This is a genomic window from Pseudomonas farsensis, assembly GCF_014268805.2.
Classification (GTDB): domain Bacteria; phylum Pseudomonadota; class Gammaproteobacteria; order Pseudomonadales; family Pseudomonadaceae; genus Aquipseudomonas; species Aquipseudomonas farsensis.
Window position 1 is genome coordinate 342,326 of the sequence record NZ_JABWRF020000002.1, and the last position, 22,133, is coordinate 364,458.

Consider the following 22,133-nt stretch of genomic DNA (forward strand, 5'->3'; position numbering starts at 1 on the left):
GGCCCCGTTTTCACAATTGTCAGGTGGTTTACATGGACAGCATCAACAGCCGTATCGCCGAGGAACTGGGTGTACGCCCACAACAGGTCGAGGCGGCCGTGGGCCTGTTGGACGAAGGCTCTACCGTGCCTTTCATCGCCCGTTACCGCAAGGAAGTGACCGGCAGCCTGGACGACACGCAACTGCGCCACCTGGAAGAGCGCCTGCGCTACCTGCGCGAACTCGACGAGCGCCGCGCCAGCATCCTTTCCAGCATCGAGGAGCAAGGCAAGCTGACCCCGGAGCTTGCCCGCGAGATCAAGCTGGCTGACACCAAGACCCGCCTCGAAGACCTGTACCTGCCGTACAAGCAAAAGCGCCGCACCAAGGGCCAGATCGCCCTGGAAGCCGGCCTTGGCGAGCTGGCCGACGGCCTGTTCAACGACCCGCAGCTCACCCCTGAAAGCGAAGCCGCCCGTTTTGTCGATGCCGAAAAAGGCGTGGCCGACATCAAGGCAGCGCTGGAAGGCGCCAAGTACATCCTCATGGAGCGCTTCGCCGAAGACGCCGCCCTGCTGGAAAAACTGCGCAACTTCCTCAAGCAGGAAGCCGTGCTCAGCGCCCGCGTGGTGGCGGGCAAGGAAGAGGAAGGCGCCAAGTTTCGCGATTACTTCGCCCACGACGAGCTGCTGCGCAACGCACCGTCGCACCGTGCGCTGGCCATCTTCCGTGGCCGCAACGAAGGCGTGCTGAGCGCTTCGCTGAAAGTCGGCGAAGAACTGCCAGGCACCCTGCACCCGTGCGAAGTGATGATCGGCAGCCACTTTGGCGTGGAAAACCGCAACCGCCCCGCCGACAAATGGCTGAGTGAAGTGGTGCGCTGGACCTGGAAGGTCAAGCTGTACACCCACCTTGAGACCGACCTGTTCGGCGAGCTGCGCGACAACGCCGAAAGCGAGGCGATCAACGTTTTCGCCCACAACCTGCACGACCTGCTGCTGGCCGCCCCGGCCGGCCCGCGCGCAACCCTGGGCTTCGACCCTGGCCTGCGTACCGGCTGCAAGGTTGCGGTGGTGGATGCCACCGGCAAGCTGCTGGACTACACCACGGTTTACCCACATGCCCCGCGCAATGACTGGGACCGCACCCTTTCGGTCCTCGCCGCCCTGTGCGCCAAGCACTCGGTCGAGCTGATCGCCATCGGCAACGGCACCGCCAGCCGCGAAAGCGACAAGCTGATCGCCGACCTGGTTAAAAAATACCCAGCCCTGCAGATCACCAAGATCATGGTTTCTGAAGCCGGGGCCTCGGTGTATTCGGCGTCCGAACTTGCCGCCCGTGAATTCCCCGACCTTGACGTGTCCATCCGTGGCGCGGTGTCGATTGCCAGACGCCTGCAGGACCCACTGGCGGAGCTGGTGAAAATCGACCCGAAATCCATCGGTGTCGGCCAGTACCAGCACGATGTGTCGCAGCTCAAACTGGCACGAGGCCTGGACGCGGTGGTCGAGGACTGCGTGAACGCCGTGGGCGTTGACGTCAACACGGCCTCCGTGGCGCTGCTGACGCGTATCTCGGGGCTTAACGCCACCCTGGCGCAGAATATCGTGGCCCACCGCGACGCCAACGGCCCGTTCGCCACCCGTGCGGCGCTGAAAAAGGTCAGCCGCCTGGGTGAAAAAACCTACGAACAAGCTGCAGGCTTCCTGCGTGTGATGAACGGCGACAACCCACTGGACGCCTCGGCGGTGCACCCGGAGGCCTACCCGCTGGTCAAGCGCATCGCCGCCGATACCGGCCGCGACATCCGCTCGCTGATCGGCGACAGCGCCTTCCTCAAGCGCCTGGACCCGAAGCAGTTCACCGACGAAAGCTTCGGCCTGCCGACCGTCACCGACATCCTCCAGGAACTCGATAAACCGGGCCGCGACCCGCGCCCAGAGTTCAAGACCGCCACCTTCCAGGACGGCGTCGAAGACCTCAAGGACCTGGAACCGGGCATGATCCTTGAAGGCGTGGTGACCAACGTCACCAACTTCGGTGCCTTCGTCGACATCGGCGTGCACCAGGACGGCCTGGTGCACATCTCGGCGCTGTCGGAAAAGTTCGTCAAGGACCCGCGTGAGGCGGTCAAGGCCGGCGACGTGGTCAAGGTCAAGGTCATGGAAGTGGACATCCCGCGCAAACGCGTCGGCCTGACCATGCGCATGAGCGACACCCCAGGCGAAAAGGTCGAGGGCAACCGCGGCGGTAACCGTGGCGGCAATGGCGGCAAGCGCCCGCAACAGGCGCCACGCCAACGCGAAACCGCTACCGCAGCGCCAGCCAACAACGCCATGGCGGCGCTGTTCGCCAACGCCAAGCAGATCAAGAAGAAGTGATGGACGTACCCAAGGAATACGTCGAAAGCGCCTTCAGCCAGTTGCTCGGCTGCCACCTGCAACGCCTCGATGCCGGCGTTGCCGAGGTGGCGCTGGCGTTGCAGCCGCAATTGCGCAACCGTGGCCAGAAGCTGCACGGCGGTGCGATCTTCAGCCTGGTGGACATCGCCATGGGCCTGGCCTGCTCGGCCAGCCATGGCTTCGACCAGCAGAGCGTGACCATTGAGTGCAAGATCAACTACATGCGCGCCGTCAGTGACGGCGAAGTGGTCTGCACCGCGCGGGTGCTGCATGCCGGGCGGCGCACGCTGGTGGTCGAGGCCCAGGTGCTGCAGGACGAAAAGCTCGTGGCCAAGGCACAGGGCACCTTTGCGGTGCTTTGAGGCAAGACCGCCCAGCGTCGACGCCGGCATGCTTGCCGGCGACAGCCGCAAAGGCCCGATGCAGCAACCTTGCACAGTTCTCTAGCTGATAATGGCCGATCTGCGGTATTTTCAGCAGCAACCGAACAACAGGGCCGAACCGCCTCTGATTCTGTGATCTGGGTGCAAACCTGTTCTGGCCTCATCGCAGGCTTGCGCCAGCTCCCACAGGGGTCTGCGTTGCTCTTGAGCGACAGGCCGGAACCGCGTAAACCAGGCGACAACGCCAGTTCCTTACCAAACTACCCTTGTAGACGGTCACTTCCACCCCCATATTGGGGCGACTGACGCGTGAAGGAATCCATCTTGAGCGAACTCCTCAACCGCCGCCTGAGCCTGCTCGGCGCGAATCTTCCCCTACTCGCGCAGTGCCTGCACGGCATCGAGCGCGAATGCCTGCGGGTAACCAGCGAAGGCCGCCTGGCCCAGACCCCGCACCCCGAAGCCCTGGGTTCGGCGCTGACCAACGAGCAGATCACCACTGATTATTCCGAGTCGCTGCTGGAGTTCATCACACCAGCCCTGGCCGACCCTGCCGAGGTGCTCGACAACCTCGAACAGATCCACCGCTTCGTCTACACCAAGCTCGGTGACGAATACCTGTGGAGCCCTTCGATGCCGTGTGCGCTGCCGGCCGAAGAAGACATCCCGATCGCCGAATACGGCACCTCGAACATCGGCAAGCTCAAGCACGTTTACCGCAAGGGCCTGGCGCTGCGCTACGGCCGCACCATGCAGTGCATTGCCGGCATCCATTACAACTTCTCGCTGCCCGAGGCCTTGTGGCCGCTGCTGCGTGAAGCCGAAGGCAGCCCGCTGGACAACCGTGACTATCAGTCCTCGGCCTACATCGCGCTGATCCGCAATTTCCGCCGCTACAGCTGGCTGCTGATGTACCTGTTCGGCGCCTCGCCGACGCTGGACAAAGGCTTCCTGCGCGGCCACCCGCACCAGCTCGACGAGCTCGACGCCGACACCTTGTACCTGCCGTACGCCACCAGCCTGCGCATGAGCGACCTGGGTTACCAGAGCAATGCCCAGGCCGGCCTTACCCCTTGCTACAACGACCTGGCCAGCTACACCGACAGCCTGCGCAAGGCCGTCGGCACGCCCTACCCGCCGTATGTCGAAGTCGGCACCCATGTCGATGGCGACTGGGTGCAGCTCAATACCAACATCCTGCAGATCGAGAACGAGTACTACTCGAACATCCGCCCCAAGCGCGTCACCTATACCGGCGAACGGCCGATCCAGGCCCTGACCTCGCGCGGCGTGCAGTATGTCGAAGTGCGCTGCCTGGATATCAACCCGTTCCTGCCGGTGGGTATCGACCTCACCGAGGCGCGCTTCCTGGATGCCTTCCTGCTGTTCTGTGCCCTCGAAGCCAGCCCGCAGTTCGAGAATGGCGAGTGCGGCCAGTGCACCGATAACTTCCTGACCGTGGTCAAGGAAGGCCGCCGCCCAGGGCTTGAGCTGCAACGCGACGGCCAGGCAGTCACCCTCAAGGCCTGGGCCACCGAGCTGATCGGGCGTATTGGCCCGTTGGCCGACCTGCTCGACCGTGTGCATGGCGGCGACGCCCATGCCGAGGCCCTGGCAGAGCAGCAAGCCAAGGTCGATGACGCGGCGCTGACCCCGTCGGCGCAGGTGCTGGCGCGCATGACCGAGCACGGTGAAAGCTTCCTCGAGTTCTCGCTGCGCCAAAGCCAGGTGCACGCCGAGCGCTTGCGTGAGCAGCCGTTGAGCCCCGACCAGCAACAGCGCTTCGAGCGCATTGCCCGCGAGTCGCTGGTCGAGCAGTCGCGCCTGGAACAGGAAGAGGTCGGCGACTTCGACCTGTTCGTCGGCGCCTACCAGGCAAGCATCCTGGCCATCAGCAACTGATGACCCGCCCCGTACCTTCGCGCAAGCCACGCGCCAGCAGCCAGGCCCGCATCGCGGCAATCCTTGCGGCGGCGCGCGAGTTGCTGGCAGGCGAAGGGGTGGCGGGGTTGTCGATGTACAGCGTGGCCGAGCGGGCGCAGATTCCACCGTCGTCGGTGTATCACTTCTTTGCCAGCGTGCCCGCGTTGCTGGAGGCGCTGACGGCAGACGTGCACCGGGCGTTCCGCGAGGCCTTGAATGCGCCCATCGACAGCAGCGCGTTCAACACCTGGCAAGGCCTCGGCAGGCTGATCGAGCAGCGCATGCTGGATATCTACAACGGCGATGCCGCCGCACGGCAACTGATCCTGGCCCAGCATGGGCTAAGCGATGTGGTGCAGGCCGACCGCCAGCATGACCTGGAACTCGGCGAGCTGATGCACCGCCTGTTCGACCGGCATTTCCATTTACCGGTCATGCCCAACGATGTCGATGTGTTCGCCTTGGCGATGGAGCTGAGTGACCGGGTGTATGCCCGCTCGATGCAGCTGCATGAGCAGATAACGCCGCGCATGGCCGAGGAAGGCATGCGCGTGTTCGAGGCGTATATGGGGCTGTATCTGCCGGCGTTTCTGGCCAGGCGTATAGCCTGAGCGCTTTGCAGGAAATCGCGTAGCCCTTGGGCAGCGCGGGAGATTCTCTGGTTTTGCACAACCCTGTTCTCGCCAGACATATCTCCTTGTGGCGAGCGGGCTTGCCCCGCGTTGGGCTGCGCAGCAGCCCTGAAAACACAAGGGTAATCCTCAGGGCTGCTGCGCAGCCCAACGCGGGGCAAGCCCGCTCGCCACAAGTCTCTATCATTTCCCACAGGATTGGGTCCAACCAGCAATGTTGCGGGTGAGCAGTCCACTGTGTGGGAACGTAGCCCAAAAGGCTGTGCGATCTCGTCAACCGCCCATCACAGTTTGGCGATGGACACCTCGGTCGATTTTACGAAGGCGATCACTTCGCTGCCCACTTGCAGCTCCAGCTCTTTCACCGAACGGGTGGTGATCACCGAGGTGACGATGCCGGAGGCGGTCTGCACGTCGATTTCCGACAGTACCGGGCCTTCGAGGATTTCCTTCACGGTGCCTTTGAACTGGTTGCGCACGTTGATGGCTTTGATAGTCATGGGGTCATTCCTTCTGATTGGCTTCTGGGGTTCAGTGCGCCCAACGCAGTTGCGTGGGCAAAGGGGCTACAGGTTCCGGCTCCGGGGCAATGCCCGGCGCCGACAGAACACGGTTGAGTACTTCGCTTTCAAGCGACGCCAGGCGGTGCGACCCACGCGCCCTGGGCCTTGCCAGGTCGACGTTGAGGTCCAGGCCTACGGCGCCGTCCTCGATCAGGATCACCCGGTCAGCCACCGCCACAGCCTCGCTGACGTCGTGGGTAACCAGCAGCACAGTGAAACCGTGCTGGCGCCACAGGCGCTCGATCAGTTGCTGCATCTCGATCCGGGTCAGGGCATCCAGCGCCCCCAGCGGCTCGTCCAGTAAAAGCAGGCGCGGCTGGTGGATCAGCGCACGGGCCAGGGCCACGCGCTGCTTCTGCCCGCCCGACAACGCAGCCGGCCATTCATTGGCGCGGTCCGCCAGGCCCACCGCCTCCAGCGCATCCAGCGCGCGTTGGCGCCAGTTGCCAGTCAAGCCAAGGCCGACGTTGTCGATCACTTTTTTCCACGGCAGCAGGCGTGCGTCCTGGAACATCAGCCGGGTTTCCTCGCGGGCCTCGGCCAAGGGCGCAGCACCTGCCAGCAACTCACCCGCGCTGGGCAGGTCGAGCCCGGCCAACAGGCGCAGCAAGGTGCTCTTGCCGCAGCCGCTGCGCCCGACGATGGCGACGAACTGGCCGGCCGGGATATGCAGGTCGATACCGCGCAGTACTTCACGCTGGCCGAACGTCTTGCGCACGCCCTTGGCAGCCAGCGGGATGCCACGCAGCAGGCGCGGCGGCTGTTCTTTGAGCACAGTCATCACGCGCCCTCCTTCTTGGCGACCTGGTACGCCGGGTGCCAGCGCAGCCACACACGTTCCAGGCCACGGGCGGCCAGGTCGGCCAGTTTGCCGAGCACGGCGTACAGCACGATGGCCAGCACCACGACGTCGGTCTGCAGGAATTCACGGGCGTTCATCGCCAGGTAGCCAATGCCGGAACTGGCCGAAATGGTCTCGGCGACGATCAGCGTCAGCCACATGAAGCCCAGCGCGAAGCGCACACCCACCAGGATCGACGGCAGCGCACCCGGCAGGATTACCTGGCGGAACAGGCCGAAGCCCGACAGCCCGTAGCTGCGCGCCATCTCCACCAAGGCCGGGTCGACATTGCGGATGCCGTGGTAGGTGTTGAGGTAGATCGGGAACAAGGTGCCCAGCGCTACCAGGAAAATCTTCGCCGACTCATCGATGCCGAACCACAGGATCACCAGCGGGATCAGCGCCAGGTGCGGCACGTTGCGGATCATCTGCACGGAGCTGTCGAGCAGGCGTTCGCCCCAGTTCGAAAGGCCGGTGATGAAGCCCAGCAGCAGGCCGATGCTGCCGCCGATGGCAAAGCCCAGCCCGGCACGCCAGCCGCTGATGGCCAGGTGCGTCCAGATATCGCCACTGCGCACCAGCTCGACACCGGCGCTGACCACCGCGCTCGGCGCCGGCAGAATGCGCGTGGACAACCAGCCTGCGCTGACCGCCAGTTGCCAGACCGCCAGCAGCAGCAATGGCAGGGCCCAGGGCGCAAAGCGTTTGGACCAGGTTGTGGAAGTTGCTCGACTCATGACCCCACCCTCAACTTTGCGCAACGGACTTGGGCAGGATGTCGTTGGCGACCATTTCGCCAAACGGGCTCACATAGCCACCGCTCTTGGGTTGCTCGGGGCGATTGACGTCGATGTGCGGGAACAGCAGCTCGGCAACCCGGTACGACTCTTCAAGGTGCGGGTAGCCCGAGAAGATGAAGGTATCGATGCCCAGCGCCGCGTATTCCTTGACCCGCGCCGCCACCGTCGGCCCATCGCCGACCAGTGCCGTACCGGCACCGCCACGTACCAGGCCCACGCCGGCCCACAGATTGGGGCTGACTTCGAGCTTGTCGCGGTTGCCGTTGTGCAGCGCCGCCATGCGCTGCTGGCCCACCGAGTCGAAGCGCGCAAGCGAGGCCTGGGCGCGGGCGATGGTGTCGTCGTCCAGGTGCGAAATCAGCTTGTCAGCCGCAGCCCAGGCTTCTTCGTTGGTTTCGCGCACGATCACATGCAGGCGGATACCAAAGCGGACTTCACGGCCCTGGGCGGCAGCTTTTGCGCGCACCTGGGCGATTTTTTCGGCGACCGCAGCCGGCGGCTCACCCCAGGTCAGGTACAGCTCGACCTGCTCGGCGGCCAGGTCCTGGGCGGCGTCGGAAGAGCCGCCAAAGTACAGCGGCGGGCGCGGTTGCTGGATGGGCGGGTAGAGCAGCTTGGCGCCCTTTACCTGCAAGTGCTTGCCGTCGTAGTCGACCACTTCGCCTTCGAGCACCTTGCGCCAGATGCGAGTGAATTCGACCGAGGCTTCGTAGCGCTCCTGATGGTTCAGGTGCAGGCCATCGCCGGCCAGCTCGTCCGGGTCACCGCCGGTCACCAGGTTGAACAGCGCACGGCCATTGGACAGCCGGTCGAGGGTGGCCGCCTGGCGCGCCGCCACGGTCGGCGAAATGATCCCCGGGCGCAGGGCAACCAGGAACTTCAGGCGTTCGGTGACCGGGATCAGCGACGCGGCAACCAGCCAGGAATCCTCGCAGGACCGCCCGGTCGGGATCAGCACACCGCCAAAGCCAAGGCGGTCGGCGGCCTGGGCGATCTGCGCCAGGTAGCCATGGTCGACGGCGCGGGCGCCTTCGCTGGTGCCCAGGTACTTGCCGTCACCGTGGGTGGGTAGAAACCAGAAGATGTTCAGGCTCATTGGAGTTGTCTCCTCAAGGGTGGCACTGGCCGAGGCGGCGCCCCGGCGCAGGCAAAAGGTTCAGGGCGCGCTGGCAACCTTGGCCGGCGGGGTCCAGATCACGTCCTTGATACTCAAGGGCTTGGGGATCAGCTTCAGGGCCTGGAAGGTGTCGGCGATCTTCTGCTGTGCTGCGACCACCTCAGGGGTCAAAGGCGCAGCGCCGTAGCCCTGGCGCTTGACCGAGGTGAGGGTGATGTCGGCAGGCAGGCCAAGCAGCGGTGCGACCTGGTCGGTGACCTGCTGCGGGTTGGCCTGGGACCACTGGCCCACGGCGCGCACTTCCTCGATCAGCGCGCTGATCACCGCCGGGTGCTGGGTGGCGTAGCTACGGGTGGCCAGGTAGAACTGGTGGTTGTCGACCAGCCCCTTGCCGTCACGCAGGGTGCGCGCTTGCAGCTGCTGCTCGGCGGCAGCCTGGTACGGGTCCCAGATCACCCAGGCATCGACACTGCCGCGCTCGAAGGCGGCGCGGGCGTCGGCGGGCGGCAGGTACACAGGTTGGATATCGCTGTACTTGAGGCCCGCGTCTTCCAGGGCGCGCACCAACAGGTAGTGCACGTTGGAGCCCTTGTTGAGCACGACTTTCTTGCCTTTGAGGTCCTTCACCGACTGGATCGTCGAGCCCTTGGGAACCAGGATCGCCTCGCTGTGCGGCGCTGGCGGCTCGTAGGCGACATACAGCAGGTCGGCGCCTGCGGCCTGGGCGAACACCGGTGGCGTTTCGCCGGTGACGCCGAAGTCGATGGAGCCCACGTTGAGGCCCTCAAGCAGCTGCGGGCCGCCGGGGAACTCGGTCCATTGCACGTCGATGCCCTGCGCCTTCAGGCGTTGCTCCAGCGAGCCCTTGGCCTTGAGCAGCACCAGCGTGCCGTATTTCTGATAACCGATACGCAGGCTTTCGGCCTGGGCTTGGGTAATGGCGCCGAGGGATACAGCCGCCGCAAACAGGGCGACCAGACCACGACGCAAGAAGACAGTGCGCATGGCGCTCTCCTGTGCGATTTGGGTTCGGGTAGCACCTGCTTGCCTCGTTGACGGGCGAGTAAGGTGGGACAGCGGTAAAGCGTTAGCGCTACAGCGGGCTCAGATGCTCCAGCGAGCACTGAGCAGGCGTTCGTTGAGCAGGCCCGGAGCGACCGGCTTGGGCCGGCGCGCCAGGGCGCTGTGGAAGGTCTCCAGCGAGTCGAGCAGGCGTTGTTCCAAGGCCTGGGACAATTGCGCAGGCTTGCTGCCTTCGCCGTAGGCGATCTGGCTGTCGTCGGCGAAGATCCCTTGCAGGGTCTCCTGCGCCTTGAGTGCCGACAGCACGGGCTTGAGCGCGTAATCCACGGCCAGCATGTGGGCGATGCTGCCGCCGGTGGCCACTGGCAGCACCACTTTGTGCTCCAGGGCGCGTTCGGGCAGCAGGTCGAGCAGGGTTTTCAGGGCGCCGGCAAACGAGGCCTTGTACACCGGGGTAGCGACCACCAGGCCATCGGCCTGGGCGACCAGTTCGTTGAAGTGGCGCACTTGCGGGCTGTCGAAACGTGCATGCAGCAGGTCTTCGGCACTGAACTCGCGCACTTGGAAGGTCACCACCTCGACGCCACGCTCTTGCAGCCAGTCGCGCGAACGATCGAGCAGCACGCCGGAACGTGAACGAAGACTTGGGCTACCACCGATAGAAACAACCAGCATGGAAAACGCTTCCTTCGATTCGATTGCAGGGCCGCGAGGGGATGGCCCCGCTGGATGGAACTGACAGTAACAGCTCAATACATATATCTATAAATCATATTTTTTCATTTGTTTATTCGATAAAGGACTATGAGCATTACTGACCCTGTAGGAGCGGCCTTGTGCCGCGAATGGGTCGCAAAGCGGCCCCGGCGATGCCTGCATAGACCGGGGGGCCGCTGCGCGCCCCTTTCGCGACACAAGGCCGCTCCTACGACAGGCATAAAAAAAGGGCCGTCGAAACGGCCCGAAAATCCCTGCTATGGCTAAGAGCATTACAACGAGGATTACATCAACGATTCGGTTGCGGGGTCAGGCGCAGATAGGGTTTGACGGCCCGATACCCTTTCGGGAAACGCTGTTTGATTTCGTCTTCATCCTTGAGCGAAGGCACGATCACCACGTCGTCGCCGTCCTGCCAGTTACCTGGCGTGGCCACTTTGTAGTTATCGGTCAGTTGCAGCGAGTCGATCACCCGCAGGATTTCATTGAAGTTGCGCCCCGTGCTGGCCGGGTAGGTGATGGTCAGGCGCACCTTCTTGTTCGGGTCGATGATGAACAGCGAGCGCACGGTCAGGGTGTCGCTGGCATTAGGGTGGATCAGGTCGTAGAGGTCGGACACCTTGCGGTCGGCGTCGGCGATGATCGGGAAATTGACCACCGTGTTCTGCGTCTCGTTGATGTCATCGATCCACTTGTGGTGCGAGTCCACCGGGTCCACCGACAGCGCAATGGCCTTGACCCCACGCTTGGCAAAGTCGTCCTTGAGTTTGGCCGTCAGCCCAAGCTCGGTGGTGCACACCGGGGTGAAGTCGGCCGGGTGGGAGAACAGCACGCCCCAGCTGTTGCCCAGCCACTCATGGAAGCGGATCTTGCCTTCGCTGGAATCCTGTTCGAAGTCTGGGGCGATGTCACCGAGTTTGAGGCTCATGGAGCGGCTCCTGTGCTGTGTCTGGCCTGTATGGGTTCAATGTGCCTGCTTCTGAAACAAAACAAAAAGAATAAATATCGATTTATTTATAACTTAATTACATATCGAATTTTGCGTACAAAAAAGCCTCGCACTAGGCGAGGCTTCTTGTGTGCAGCTACGACTTACTTGAAGGCGTAAGTGTAGTTCACGATGAAGCGGGTTTGGTCGACGTCACGTGCAGAGCTGGTACCAGTACCACGGTAAACACCCTGACGCAGGCTGAAGCCCAGGCCTTTGAGGGTGCCTTCCTGCAGCACGTAGTCAACGCGTGCGTCACGTTCCCACTCGCTGAAGGTACCGTTGCCATTCTGGTTACGGCCATCTTCACCGCGCAGGTAGGAAACCGAGGCTTTCAGGCCCGGTACACCAAGGCGAGCAAAGTCGTAAGAGTACTGACCGAAGGTGGTGTTTTCACCGGCCTTGGCGAACTGGTTGATCATGCTGTCGGTGAACAGGTAGAAGCTAGCACCACCTGCGCCTTCGCTACGACCATTGCCGTCAACAACACCACCTTGGTTCAACCACACGAAGCCGCCATCATCACTGACTTGTTGGTGACCGAGCATAAGCGCGTGGCCGCCGAGCGTGTAGGTGAACATTGCGGACCAGGTCTTGTTATCAACTTCCCCAGCGTGCTTGGCATAGCCGCCGTTGTTGTCGAAATTGTAGCCACCGCCGCTGCCGTTCTTACCGTCGCTGCTGCTGTCGAAGTAGCGCAGATCGGTCTTGAACGACTGGTCATCAGCGATTTTGAACACGTGAGTCGCGCCCAGGAATTGCTGCTTGTAGAAGTCTTCTAGGTTCGAGTAGTAGTACTGGAGCGTCAGATCCGGGGTGAGCTTGTAATCCAAGCCACCGTAACGGAACTTGTTGCTGTCGGCACTAGCGCCAGAAACAGACATACCGGTGCGGTTGGTCGATGCACGACCCATGGCATGGGTCAGCTGGCCAGCGTTGATGGTCAGGTTGTCGATTTCCTTCGAGGTGATAGTGCCACCCTCAAAGGACTGAGGCAGCAGACGACCATCGTTAGTCACGAGGATTGGCAGCATTGGCGCGAGGGCGCTACCGAAATGCGCCTCGGTTTTGGAGAAGCGAGCCTTGGCATTAGCGCCAATACGACCCCACTGGCTTTCCGAAGAGCCATCGCTAGAGTCTGGGGAGAAACCAGTCTTGTGGTAACCACGGCCGCCATCTAGGTGAATACCCCAAATGGCCTGAGCGTCAACGCCGAACCCTACAGTGCCTTCAGTGAAGCCGGAAATATAATCGAGCTTGAAGCCCTGACCGACTTCACGCTGGTCGCGACGCTTGAAGTTGGTGCTGGCAGCAGCATGATCTTCACGGACGTTGTTATCGAAATACATGGTGCGCGAGCTAAGGGACAGTTTGCTGTCCTCAACGAAACCGGCAGCGCCTGCTTGTTGGGCGAGAACCCCCAGTGCCACGGCCAGGGCCAGGCTAGACTTGTACATGCTTTGCTCCTCTACGTTCTAATTTTTGTGCGTCTCAAGCGGCAGGATCTGAAGCCCCACTCACCCGGTTTGGCGATTAGCCCTAAAGCGTGACCACTAAGTCAATCCCTAATGGCTGTTCCACGACTTTGGTCTAACCCGCCACCTGCGCTACAGGATAATGACAATCCTATAAATCCAAAATGACCGTTTTGTGAATCTGTAAGATTATTAAGGAATAACGTCTGAACCTTTACTGCGTAAAGTTGTATCGACGTGCGCCCACATAGCTTTAGGTTATGTGAAAACGTTTGCCCCACTCCCCCGCATCCAATCCTCGCAGCGCGGCTGAGACAGGCTAGCAGTTGCCGTCGATTCCGCCAGCCAACGGCCGTATGCCCCCCGGCGTTTCGCTCAGAGCGTTTGGCTTTTAAGCTAATGCTAAAAAGTTATTTATTTGAGTTTTCTTAGATCATTTAGTCTTTTCGTCATTCAACCCTGCCTGACGAGAGGTTCACCATGATCCCGCACACCCCGCTGCGCCTGTTCGCCGCCCTGACCCTCGCCAGTGCCAGCTGGCTGGCCCATGCCGCCGACCTGACCGTTGCCTACCAGACCACCGTCGACCCGGCCAAAGTGGCGCAGGTGGACGGCGACTACGAAAAAGCCAGCAAGGCCAGCATCGACTGGCGCAAGTTCGATAACGGCGCCGATGTGATCACCGCGGTTGCCAGCGGCGATGTGCAGATCGGCTACCTCGGCTCCAGCCCGCTGGCCGCCGCCGCCACCCGCAAGCTGCCGGTGGAAACCTTCCTGATCGCCACGCAGATCGGCGCCGGTGAAGCGCTGGTCGCCCGCGACAGCATCAAGACCCCGCAAGACCTGATCGGCAAGAAAATCGCCGTGCCGTTCGTTTCCACCGGCCATTACAGCCTGTTGGCGGCGCTGAAGAACTGGAACATCGACCCCTCGAAAGTGCAGATTCTCAACCTCGCGCCACCGGCCATCATCGCCGCCTGGAAGCGTGGCGACATCGATGCCACCTACGTGTGGGACCCGGCGCTGGGCGTTGCCAAGGAGAACGGCAAGGTGCTGATCACCTCGGGCGAACTGGCCAGCAAAGGCGCCCCCACTTTCGACGCGTGGATCGTACGCAAGGACTTCGCCGCCAAGCACCCCGAGGTGGTCAAGGCCTTCGCCAAAGTCACCCTGGACGCCTACGCCGACTACCGCAAAGACCCGAAAGCCTGGCTGGCCAACCCCGACAACATCGCCAAACTGGCCAAGCTGTCCGGCGCCAAACCTACCGACATCCCGGTATTGCTGCAGGGCAACGTCTACCCGCTGGCGGCTGACCAGGCCGCTGCGCTCGGCGCGCCGACCACCCAGGCGCTGACCGATACCGCTACCTTCCTCAAGCAGCAGGGCAAGGTCGATGCGGTGCTGCCGGACTACGCGCCCTACGTCAGCAAGCAGTTCCTGCCCAACTAACCTGCCCGCAGACCGGAGCCCGTCATGGCCTTGCTTGAACTGGAGCGCATCAGCGCACAGTACCCCGGCGCCAGCACCCCGGTGCTGGCCGACATCGACCTCTCGCTGGGCCCGCGCCAGCTGCTGGTGGCCCTTGGGCCGTCCGGCAGCGGCAAGACCTCGCTACTCAACCTGATTGCAGGCTTCGTCGCCCCCAGTGGCGGGCGCATCACTCTGGATGGCGTGCCGGTGCAAGGGCCGGGCGCCGAGCGTGGCGTGGTGTTCCAGGACGATGCCCTGCTGCCTTGGCAGGACGTGCTGGGCAACGTCGCCTTTGGCCTTGAGCTGGCCGGTGTGCCGCGCCTGCAGCGCGAAGCCAAGGCCCGTGAAATGCTCAAGCTGGTCGACCTCGAAGGTTTTGCCCAACGCCGTGTGTGGCAATTGTCGGGTGGGCAGAAACAGCGCGTGGGCTTGGCCCGGGCGCTGGCCGCCGACCCACGGGTGCTGCTGATGGACGAGCCGTTCGGCGCCCTCGATGCCTTTACCCGCGAACAGATGCAGGAATTGCTGCTGCAGGTGTGGCAACGCACGGCCAAGCCGGTGTTCCTGATTACCCACGACATCGAAGAAGCCGTGTTTCTGGCCACCGAACTGGTGCTGCTGGCGCCCAACCCCGGGCGCGTGGTCGAGCGCCTGCACCTGGACTTCGGCCAGCGCTACGCCGCCGGTGAGCCAGCCCGTGCGATCAAGTCCGACCCGCGTTTCATCGAAACCCGCGAGCATGTGCTGGCGCGGGTGTTCTCACAACGCCAGACCCTGCAGGAGCCCGCATGAGCAGCCTGAACCTGCCGGTCACCGGCAAGCCCGAAGCCGTTGCGCAAACGGCCAGCAACCCACCGCGCAGCCTGTCCACCCGCTGGATAAGCACGCTGACCTTGGCGACGTTGTTGCTGGTCTGGTGGCTGGTGACGGCTGCCGGATGGGTCGAGCCGCTATTCCTGCCCTCGCCTGCCGACATTCTGGGCAAAGGCTGGAGCCTGCTGACCCAGGGTTACATGGACGCAAGCCTGTGGCAGCACCTTGGCGCAAGCCTTGGGCGCATCGGCGTGGCGCTGCTGGCGGCAACCCTGAGCGCAATCCCGGTGGGCATCGCCATTGGCTGCAACCGCGTGGCCCGTGGCATTTTCGACCCGTTGATCGAGTTCTACCGGCCCATCCCGCCGCTGGCCTACCTGCCGCTGATCGTGATCTGGTGCGGCATCGGCGAGCTGTCGAAGGTATTGCTCATTTATCTTGCGATCTTTGCCCCCATTGCCATTGCCACGGCCACCGGGGTACGCACCGTCGACCCGGCCAAGCTGCGTGCCGCGCAGTCGCTGGGCGCCAGCCGAGCGCAACTGATCCGCCATGTGATTTTGCCTAGCGCCTTGCCGGACATTCTGACCGGCGTGCGCATCGGCCTGGGCGTCGGCTGGTCGACCTTGGTGGCCGCCGAGCTGATCGCCGCAACCAGCGGGCTGGGCTTCATGGTGCAGTCGGCGGCGCAGTTTCTGGTCACCGATGTGGTGGTGCTGGGCATCCTGCTGATAGCCCTGATCGCCTTCGCGCTGGAAATGAGCCTGCGCGCCCTGCAACGCAAGCTGGTGCCCTGGCACGGGCAGAGCCACTGAGAGAGCCAACCATGAGCCTGACCATTACCCCCTTGAGCCCGGCCCTGGGCGCGCAGATCAGCGGTGTGGATATCAGCCGCGAGATCACTGCCCAGCAGTGTGACGCCATCGAGCAGGCGCTGCTGCAGCACCAGGTGCTGTTCCTGCGCGAGCAGCCGCTCACCCCGGCGCAGCAAGCCCGCTTTGCCGCGCGCTTCGGCGACCTGCATATCCACCCGATCTACCCCAACGTGCCCGAAACCCCGCAGGTGCTGGTGCTCGACACCGCCGTGACCGACGTGCGCGACAACGCCGTGTGGCACACCGACGTGACCTTTTTACCCACCCCGGCGCTGGGTGCGGTGCTCAGCGCCAAGCAACTGCCGGCCTACGGTGGCGATACCCTGTGGGCCAGTGGCATTGCGGCGTTTGAAGCACTTTCGGCGCCGCTGCGCCAAATGCTTGATGGCCTCACGGCCACCCACGATTTCACCAAGTCATTCCCGCTTGAGCGCTTTGGCACCACGCCTGAAGACCTGGCGCGCTGGGAAGCGGCACGGCGCAACAACCCGCCGCTGACGCACCCGGTGGTGCGCACCCATCCGGTCAGCGGGCGCAAGGCGTTGTTCGTCAATGAAGGGTTCACCACGCGCATCAACGAGCTCAATGAATACGAGAGCGAGGCGTTGCTGAAATTGTTGTTTGCCCATGCCACCCGGCCAGAGTTCAGCATTCGCTGGCGTTGGCAGGAAAACGACGTGGCGTTCTGGGATAACCGCGTGACCCAGCACTTTGCGGTGGATGATTACCGGCCGAATCGGCGGGTGATGCACCGGGCGACGATTCTGGGGGATGCGCCGTTCTGATGAGAATACGGCGGGTATTGTGCAAACCTGTGCTGGCCTCATCGCAGGCTGGCGCCACACAGAGACAGCTGTGGTGAGCGGGCTTGTCCCGCGTTGGGCTGCGCACCAGCCCTGAGGGTCACCCTTGGGTTATAGGGCTGCTTCGCAGCCCAACGCGGGGCAAGCCCGCTCGCCACAAGGAGACATGTCTGGCGAGAACGAGCTTGCACAAAACCACAGAGCCACCCACTACACCGACGCTATCAGCGGACCAGATGCAGGTACTGCATGTGCCGCTCGTACTGGTCGAGGATGTCGTTGATGATCTGCTCTTTGCTGTAGCCCACCAGGTCGTAGTTCTGGCTGCCTTCGCTCAAGTACACCTCCGCCCGGTAATAACGGCGGTTCTTCAACTCCTGCGCACCCAGCCCACCCAGCGCGAACGACGGCGTGAAGTAGCCGCGCATCTGCACCTGGTAAATGAACGGCTGTTCCTCGCCATGGCCCACCTTGAGGCTGACATTGTCATGGCTCGGGTCGTCCTGGGTCACCAGCACCAGGCCCTTCTGCTCGAACACCTCGCGCACGTCGTCGATGGCCGGGCGCACCACGTCGTCCATGAAGCGGTACACCTCATCACGTGACGGGAAGTGCACAGCCTGGCTCAGGCGCTGCCGCCAGCCACCACGACCACGGCGCGACTGGGCAAACGGCGCCAGCGAGTGCATCTGCGCAATCTGCCGCTGGCTCTCCAGATAGAAGGCCTTGTGCAGGCCCCACATCATGCACAGCAGAATCAGCGAGAACGGCAACGACGTCAGCACCACCGCCGACTTCAATGAGTCGATGCTGCCCGCAAACAGCAGGCCGCTGGTCACCAGCGCGGTCATTGCACCCCAGAAGATGCGCAGCCAGTTCGGCCCGTCCTGGTCGGCATCGCCGCCTTTGGCCGAAAGCGTCGACAGCACCACGGTGCCGGAGTCGGCGGAGGTGACGAAGAACACGAAACTGATGAACACCGTCACGGCGATCACCGTCTTGCTCCACGGGTAGGTCTCAAGCAGCAGGTACAGGCTCATCGACGGGTTGTCGATGGCCGACTGGCCCAGCGCGGTCATGCCGTGGTTGATCACCTGGTCGAGCGCGCTGTTGCCGAAGATCGACATCCACGCCAGGGTGAAGCCCAGCGGAATCAGCAGCACGCCGAAGACGAACTCGCGGATGGTACGCCCGCGCGAAATGCGCGCAATGAACAGCCCAACGAACGGCGCCCAGGCAATCCACCAGGCCCAGTAGAACACCGTCCAGCCGCCCAGCCAGTCGCGCTGCTCGCCATAGGCGTAAACATCGAAGCTCTTGCGCGGCAAGGCGCCCAGATAATCGCCAAGGTTCTGGATCAGGGTGTTGAACAGGTGCTGGGTAGGGCCTGCAAACAGCACGAACAGCAACAGCGCGCAGGCCAGGAACAGGTTGATGTCGCTCATCACCCGCACGCCCTTCTCGACCCCGGCTACTGCCACGGCCACCGCAGCGCCCATCATCAGGGTAATCAGCAGCACCTGCACCCACTGGCTGTGGCTGATGCCGAACAAGTAATCCAGGCCAGCGTTCAGGTGCAGCACGCCAAAGCCCATGTCGGCGCCCAGGCCGAACACTGTGGCGATGATGCCGAAGCCATCCACTGCATAGCCGATCGGCCCGTTGATGCGCTTGCCGATCAGCGGGTACAGCGCCGAACGCAGCGCCAGCGGCAGGTTGTGGCGGTAGGCGAAGTAGGCCAGCGCCATGCCGACGAAGGCAAACACGCCCCAGCCATGCAGGCCCCAGTGCAGGAACAGTATCTGCATCGCCTGGCGCCCGGCCTCGGCCGTACCCGCCTCGCCCACCGGGGGCTGGAGCATATGGGTCAGCGGTTCGGAGACGCAGAAGAAGAACAGCGTAATGCTGATACCGGCGGCAAACAGCATGCCCGCCCAGGACAGATAACTGAATTCGGGCTCGTCATGGTCGGCGCCGAGCTTGATCTTGCCGTAGCCCGACAGCGCGGTAACCACCACGAACACCAGGTACAAGGTCATGGCCAGCATGTAGTACCAGCCGACCGTGTTGGCCGCCCAGTTTTGCGCAGCCATCAGCCACTCACCAGAGGCCTGTGGGAAGGCGATTACAACAAGGCCGAAGATCAGAATGAAGCTTGCCGCGAAGTAGAACACCGGGGGGTTCATGCGGACCTTGCCGTTGGCAAGGGAGGGGGTTGATGCACTCATCGAACAGGCACCTCGTGGCACGGGAGGTGCGGATTGAACGGGTTCAGCAAAGGCGGATCCTCCTTTTGAACACCAGCAATGGACCAGCGTTTTTTCGTTGAACAAGCGTTCAAGTTAAACATGGATTGACTATCAATGCGACCCGCAAGGGCTGAGCGGCGGTGCCGCCCTGGTTGCATACGGGTCATGTCACAGACATCAAAAACGCAGCTGAGTGCGGTCTTTGTAGGAGCGGCCTTGTGCCGCGAAAGGGGTGCGAAGCGCCCCCGGCGACCCTGCGATCTTGCATAAGGCACATACCCTGAGGCACCAGGCCGCTCATACACGCCTGACCGCGTCGAGCCGCGACTGCTCAAAGCGCCTTTTTACCCTCGCAATCAAGCTGCAGATTGGCCTGGGTGATGTTGCTTTCAGCCGGCACGCTGCGGGTCAGCCAGACGTTACCGCCGATGGTCGAGCCTTTGCCGATGGTGATGCGGCCCAGAATGGTCGCACCGGCATAGATCACCACGTCGTCCTCGACAATCGGGTGACGCGCCAGGCCCTTGTGCAGGGTGCCCGATTCGTCGCTGGGGAAGCGCTTGGCGCCCAGCGTCACAGCCTGGTAAATCCGCACCCGCTCGCCAATGATCGCCGTCTCGCCAATTACCACGCCGGTGCCATGGTCGATGAAGAAGCTCTGGCCAATCTGCGCGCCGGGGTGGATGTCGATGCCGGTTGCCGAATGCGCCAACTCGGCGATGATCCGCGCCAGCAGCGGCAGGCCAGCCTGGTACAAATGGTGCGCAAGGCGATGGTGAATCACCGCAAGAATGCCGGGGTAGCACAGCAGCACTTCATCGACGCTGCGCGCAGCCGGGTCGCCGTGGTAGGCGGCCAGCACATCGGTGTCCAGCAGCACGCGCAGCTGCGGCAAGGCGGCTGCAAAGCCCTGAATCAGGCGCAGGGCATGGGCGTCGACGTTCTCGACGTCGGCCTTGCCGTGGCGGGCCGCGTAGCGCAGCTCCAGGCGCGCCTGCGCCAGCAGTGCAGTGAGGGCCACGTCGAGGGTGTGGCCAACATAGAAATCTTCGCTTTCTTCGCGCAGGTCTACAGGCCCCAGGCGCATCGGGAACAGCGCACCGCACAGGTGTTCGAGGATCTGGCGCAGCGCCTCGCGCGAGGGCAATTCACGCCCGCCATGCTCGCCGCTGCACCGGCCATTGCCACTGCGCCACTGTTCACGGGCGCTACGCAGGCCACTGACAATGGCAGGCAGCTGCCACTGCATGGATATTGGGTGTTCGCTCACGGTGTTCTCCTGCCAGGCCATTTTCCGGGTGCTTGTCCCCGTGGGAGCGGGCTTGCCCCGCGATGGCGCTCGCGGGGCAAGCCCGCTCCCACAAGTGCTCAGAGTTGTAGTGCCATCACCATACGACAAATCCCCCTCTTGGAAAAAACAACGCTTTATTCCATTCTGCGCGCAGTCGGGCATAAGCAACGCTGACGGGCCGTCCATTCGTGACTACCCTCAACCCTGCCACGGGATGGCAATCTGCTCACAGGGAATAACAACCGGTTTTTTTATTATTTCCAGGCCTATACAGCCCACCTTTATAGTTGCCACCCACTACTTACACCACAAGCGCGGGGCCACACATGACCAGATTCGCCAAACCGATCCTCAACGCAAGCCTGGCGCTGCTGCTGGGTGCAGGCCTGCTCGGCCAGGCCTTTGCCGGCGAGCAACTGAAGACCATCCAGGAAAAGGGCGTGATCAACGTCGGCCTCGAAGGCACCTACCCACCGTTCAGCTTCCAGGACGAAAACGGCAAGCTCACCGGCTTCGAAGTCGAGCTGTCCGAGCTGCTGGCCAAGGAGCTTGGCGTCAAGGCTAAGGTGCAACCAACCAAGTGGGACGGCATCCTTGCGGCCCTGGAGTCCAAGCGGCTGGACGTCGTCATCAACCAGGTGACCATCTCTGACGAGCGCAAGAAGAAATACGACTTCTCCGAGCCTTACACGATCTCCGGCATCCAGGCGCTGATCCTGAAGAAAAAGGCCGAGCAGCTGAACATCAAGAGCGCACAGGACCTGGCCGGCAAAAAGGTCGGTGTGGGCCTGGGCACCAACTACGAGCAGTGGGTGAAAAAGGACGTGCCTAAGGCTGACGTGCGCACCTACGAAGACGACCCAAGCAAGTTTGCCGACCTGCGCAACGGCCGTATCGACGCCATTCTGGTCGACCGCCTGGCCGCACTCGAATACGCGCAAAAAGCCAAGGACACCCAGCTGGCTGGCGATGCCTTCTCGCGCCTCGAAAGCGGCGTAGCCCTGCGCAAAGGTGAACCGGAGCTGCTGGCCGCCATCAACAAGGCGCTGGACAAGCTCAAGGCTGACGGCACCCTGGCCAAGCTGTCCGAGAAATACTTCGGTGCTGATGTCACCCAATGATCCCTGAAAGCCTGCAACTCGTTGCCGACTCCGCGCCCTTCCTGTTGAAGGGCGCAGGCTACACGGTGCTGCTCAGCGTTGGCGGCATGTTCTTCGGCCTGGTGCTGGGCTTTGCCCTGGCGCTGATGCGGTTGTCGAAGATCCTGCCGCTGGACTGGCTGGCGCGTATCTATGTGTCGTTCTTCCGAGGCACGCCGCTGCTGGTGCAGCTGTTCGTGATCTACTTCGGCATGCCGCAGATCGGCATCGAACTCGACCCCATCCCCGCCTCGCTGATCGGCCTGTCGCTGAACATGGCGGCGTATATCTGTGAAATCCTGCGTGCGGCGATCTCCTCGATCGACCGTGGCCAGTGGGAAGCTGCAGCGTCCATCGGCATGACCCGCACCCAGGCCATGCGCCGGGCGATCCTGCCGCAGGCGCTGCGCACAGCCCTGCCGCCGTTGGGCAACAGCTTTATCTCGCTGGTCAAGGACACCGCGCTGGCGGCCACCATCCAGGTGCCCGAGCTGTTCCGCCAGGCGCAGCTGATTACCGCGCGTACCCTTGAAGTGTTCACCATGTACGTGGCGGTGGCAGTGATCTACTGGGTCCTCTGCAGCATCCTTGCGCACTTCCAGAACCGCATGGAAGCGCGGGTCAACCAGCACGACGTGGAGCGCTGA

The 22,133-nt window shown here is 62.9% G+C and carries 20 protein-coding genes; 10 read left to right on the forward strand and 10 right to left on the reverse strand.

Annotated features, from left to right (window positions below):
* The first annotated feature begins 32 nt into the window (after positions 1–32).
* The 4 genes from HU719_RS10900 (at position 33) to HU719_RS10915 (ending at position 5,298) form a co-directional block, all read left to right on the forward strand.
* Entirely contained in the window at positions 33–2,360 is a 2,328-nt protein-coding gene (locus HU719_RS10900) for a Tex family protein (protein WP_186519507.1), read from the forward strand.
* Positions 2,360–2,743 (forward strand): PaaI family thioesterase, encoded by a 384-nt coding sequence (locus HU719_RS10905; RefSeq protein WP_186519505.1) that lies wholly within the window; start codon positions 2,360–2,362, stop codon positions 2,741–2,743. The genes HU719_RS10900 and HU719_RS10905 overlap by 1 nt, the downstream gene beginning before the upstream one ends.
* Positions 2,744–3,088: 345 nt before the next feature.
* A complete protein-coding gene (gshA, locus tag HU719_RS10910) occupies positions 3,089–4,666 on the forward strand; it encodes a glutamate--cysteine ligase (protein WP_189659802.1) in 1,578 nt (525 codons plus the stop codon).
* Complete coding sequence (locus HU719_RS10915; protein ID WP_186519501.1) at positions 4,666–5,298, forward strand: TetR/AcrR family transcriptional regulator; 633 nt, start codon at positions 4,666–4,668, stop codon at positions 5,296–5,298. The genes gshA and HU719_RS10915 overlap by 1 nt, the downstream gene beginning before the upstream one ends.
* Positions 5,299–5,603: 305 nt before the next feature.
* Here HU719_RS10915 and HU719_RS10920 read toward each other — a convergent pair whose 3' ends face one another.
* The 8 genes from HU719_RS10920 to HU719_RS10955 all read right to left on the reverse strand — a co-directional run bounded on the left by HU719_RS10920 (position 5,604) and on the right by HU719_RS10955 (position 12,825).
* Positions 5,604–5,819, reverse strand: a complete 216-nt coding sequence (locus HU719_RS10920) for a TOBE domain-containing protein (protein ID WP_008095172.1) — start codon at positions 5,817–5,819, stop codon at positions 5,604–5,606.
* A gap of 31 nt (positions 5,820–5,850) precedes the next feature.
* Positions 5,851–6,663 carry an aliphatic sulfonates ABC transporter ATP-binding protein gene (gene ssuB, locus HU719_RS10925; protein WP_186519499.1) on the reverse strand — a complete coding sequence of 271 codons (813 nt, stop codon included), beginning with the start codon at positions 6,661–6,663 and terminating at the stop codon, positions 5,851–5,853.
* A complete protein-coding gene (gene ssuC / locus HU719_RS10930) occupies positions 6,663–7,460 on the reverse strand; it encodes an aliphatic sulfonate ABC transporter permease SsuC (RefSeq protein ID WP_186519497.1) in 798 nt (265 codons plus the stop codon). The genes ssuB and ssuC overlap by 1 nt, the downstream gene beginning before the upstream one ends.
* A gap of 10 nt (positions 7,461–7,470) precedes the next feature.
* Positions 7,471–8,619: an FMNH2-dependent alkanesulfonate monooxygenase gene (gene ssuD, locus HU719_RS10935; protein ID WP_186519495.1), complete on the reverse strand. Its 1,149-nt coding sequence runs from the start codon at positions 8,617–8,619 to the stop codon at positions 7,471–7,473.
* A 60-nt stretch (positions 8,620–8,679) separates the two neighbouring features.
* Positions 8,680–9,645, reverse strand: coding sequence for a sulfonate ABC transporter substrate-binding protein (locus HU719_RS10940; RefSeq protein ID WP_186519493.1), 966 nt, complete (start codon positions 9,643–9,645; stop codon positions 8,680–8,682).
* Positions 9,646–9,744: 99 nt separating this feature from the next.
* Entirely contained in the window at positions 9,745–10,338 is a 594-nt protein-coding gene (ssuE, locus tag HU719_RS10945) for an NADPH-dependent FMN reductase (RefSeq protein WP_186519491.1), read from the reverse strand.
* Between the two features lie 331 nt (positions 10,339–10,669).
* On the reverse strand, positions 10,670–11,308 hold the full coding sequence (locus HU719_RS10950) for a peroxiredoxin (RefSeq protein WP_186519488.1): 639 nt from the start codon (positions 11,306–11,308) through the stop codon (positions 10,670–10,672).
* Positions 11,309–11,472: 164 nt separating this feature from the next.
* On the reverse strand, positions 11,473–12,825 hold the full coding sequence (locus tag HU719_RS10955; RefSeq protein ID WP_186519486.1) for an OprD family porin: 1,353 nt from the start codon (positions 12,823–12,825) through the stop codon (positions 11,473–11,475).
* A gap of 498 nt (positions 12,826–13,323) precedes the next feature.
* On the opposite strand from HU719_RS10955, the gene tauA reads away from it, so the two are divergent.
* Genes tauA through tauD form a run of 4 tightly spaced genes read left to right on the forward strand, consistent with a single transcriptional unit; the run spans position 13,324 to position 16,789 of the window.
* The gene (tauA, locus tag HU719_RS10960) at positions 13,324–14,295 is read left to right on the forward strand and encodes a taurine ABC transporter substrate-binding protein (protein WP_186519484.1); all 972 of its coding nucleotides are present in this window, start codon (positions 13,324–13,326) and stop codon (positions 14,293–14,295) included.
* Positions 14,296–14,319: 24 nt separating this feature from the next.
* On the forward strand, positions 14,320–15,108 hold the full coding sequence (gene tauB / locus HU719_RS10965) for a taurine ABC transporter ATP-binding subunit (protein WP_186535078.1): 789 nt from the start codon (positions 14,320–14,322) through the stop codon (positions 15,106–15,108).
* Positions 15,105–15,944 (forward strand): taurine ABC transporter permease TauC, encoded by an 840-nt coding sequence (tauC, locus tag HU719_RS10970; protein WP_186519480.1) that lies wholly within the window; start codon positions 15,105–15,107, stop codon positions 15,942–15,944. The genes tauB and tauC overlap by 4 nt, the downstream gene beginning before the upstream one ends.
* Before the next feature lie 11 nt (positions 15,945–15,955).
* Positions 15,956–16,789, forward strand: coding sequence for a taurine dioxygenase (gene tauD, locus HU719_RS10975; RefSeq protein WP_186535077.1), 834 nt, complete (start codon positions 15,956–15,958; stop codon positions 16,787–16,789).
* A 242-nt stretch (positions 16,790–17,031) separates the two neighbouring features.
* Here tauD and betT read toward each other — a convergent pair whose 3' ends face one another.
* Positions 17,032–18,993, reverse strand: coding sequence for a choline transporter BetT (gene betT / locus HU719_RS10980; protein WP_186519520.1), 1,962 nt, complete (start codon positions 18,991–18,993; stop codon positions 17,032–17,034).
* A 394-nt stretch (positions 18,994–19,387) separates the two neighbouring features.
* The gene (epsC, locus tag HU719_RS10985; RefSeq protein ID WP_202883361.1) at positions 19,388–20,305 is read right to left on the reverse strand and encodes a serine O-acetyltransferase EpsC; all 918 of its coding nucleotides are present in this window, start codon (positions 20,303–20,305) and stop codon (positions 19,388–19,390) included.
* Positions 20,306–20,673: 368 nt separating this feature from the next.
* Between epsC and tcyJ the strand changes: the two genes are divergently transcribed.
* Both tcyJ and tcyL read left to right on the forward strand, forming a co-directional pair.
* Positions 20,674–21,468 (forward strand): cystine ABC transporter substrate-binding protein, encoded by a 795-nt coding sequence (gene tcyJ, locus HU719_RS10990; protein ID WP_186519474.1) that lies wholly within the window; start codon positions 20,674–20,676, stop codon positions 21,466–21,468.
* Entirely contained in the window at positions 21,465–22,133 is a 669-nt protein-coding gene (gene tcyL, locus HU719_RS10995; RefSeq protein WP_186519472.1) for a cystine ABC transporter permease, read from the forward strand. The genes tcyJ and tcyL overlap by 4 nt, the downstream gene beginning before the upstream one ends.

Coding starts and splice junctions, on each gene's coding strand:
- HU719_RS10900 (WP_186519507.1), top strand. CDS start 33: ATGGACAGCATCAACAGCCGTATCGCCGAGGAACTGGGTGTACGCCCA.
- HU719_RS10905 (WP_186519505.1), top strand. CDS start 2,360: ATGGACGTACCCAAGGAATACGTCGAAAGCGCCTTCAGCCAGTTGCTC.
- HU719_RS10915 (WP_186519501.1), top strand. CDS start 4,666: ATGACCCGCCCCGTACCTTCGCGCAAGCCACGCGCCAGCAGCCAGGCC.
- HU719_RS10920 (WP_008095172.1), bottom strand. CDS start 5,819: ATGACTATCAAAGCCATCAACGTGCGCAACCAGTTCAAAGGCACCGTG.
- ssuB (WP_186519499.1), bottom strand. CDS start 6,663: ATGACTGTGCTCAAAGAACAGCCGCCGCGCCTGCTGCGTGGCATCCCG.
- ssuC (WP_186519497.1), bottom strand. CDS start 7,460: ATGAGTCGAGCAACTTCCACAACCTGGTCCAAACGCTTTGCGCCCTGG.
- ssuD (WP_186519495.1), bottom strand. CDS start 8,619: ATGAGCCTGAACATCTTCTGGTTTCTACCCACCCACGGTGACGGCAAG.
- HU719_RS10940 (WP_186519493.1), bottom strand. CDS start 9,645: ATGCGCACTGTCTTCTTGCGTCGTGGTCTGGTCGCCCTGTTTGCGGCG.
- ssuE (WP_186519491.1), bottom strand. CDS start 10,338: ATGCTGGTTGTTTCTATCGGTGGTAGCCCAAGTCTTCGTTCACGTTCC.
- HU719_RS10950 (WP_186519488.1), bottom strand. CDS start 11,308: ATGAGCCTCAAACTCGGTGACATCGCCCCAGACTTCGAACAGGATTCC.
- HU719_RS10955 (WP_186519486.1), bottom strand. CDS start 12,825: ATGTACAAGTCTAGCCTGGCCCTGGCCGTGGCACTGGGGGTTCTCGCC.
- tauA (WP_186519484.1), top strand. CDS start 13,324: ATGATCCCGCACACCCCGCTGCGCCTGTTCGCCGCCCTGACCCTCGCC.
- tauB (WP_186535078.1), top strand. CDS start 14,320: ATGGCCTTGCTTGAACTGGAGCGCATCAGCGCACAGTACCCCGGCGCC.
- tauC (WP_186519480.1), top strand. CDS start 15,105: ATGAGCAGCCTGAACCTGCCGGTCACCGGCAAGCCCGAAGCCGTTGCG.
- tauD (WP_186535077.1), top strand. CDS start 15,956: ATGAGCCTGACCATTACCCCCTTGAGCCCGGCCCTGGGCGCGCAGATC.
- betT (WP_186519520.1), bottom strand. CDS start 18,993: ATGAACCCCCCGGTGTTCTACTTCGCGGCAAGCTTCATTCTGATCTTC.
- epsC (WP_202883361.1), bottom strand. CDS start 20,305: ATGCAGTGGCAGCTGCCTGCCATTGTCAGTGGCCTGCGTAGCGCCCGT.
- tcyJ (WP_186519474.1), top strand. CDS start 20,674: ATGACCAGATTCGCCAAACCGATCCTCAACGCAAGCCTGGCGCTGCTG.
- tcyL (WP_186519472.1), top strand. CDS start 21,465: ATGATCCCTGAAAGCCTGCAACTCGTTGCCGACTCCGCGCCCTTCCTG.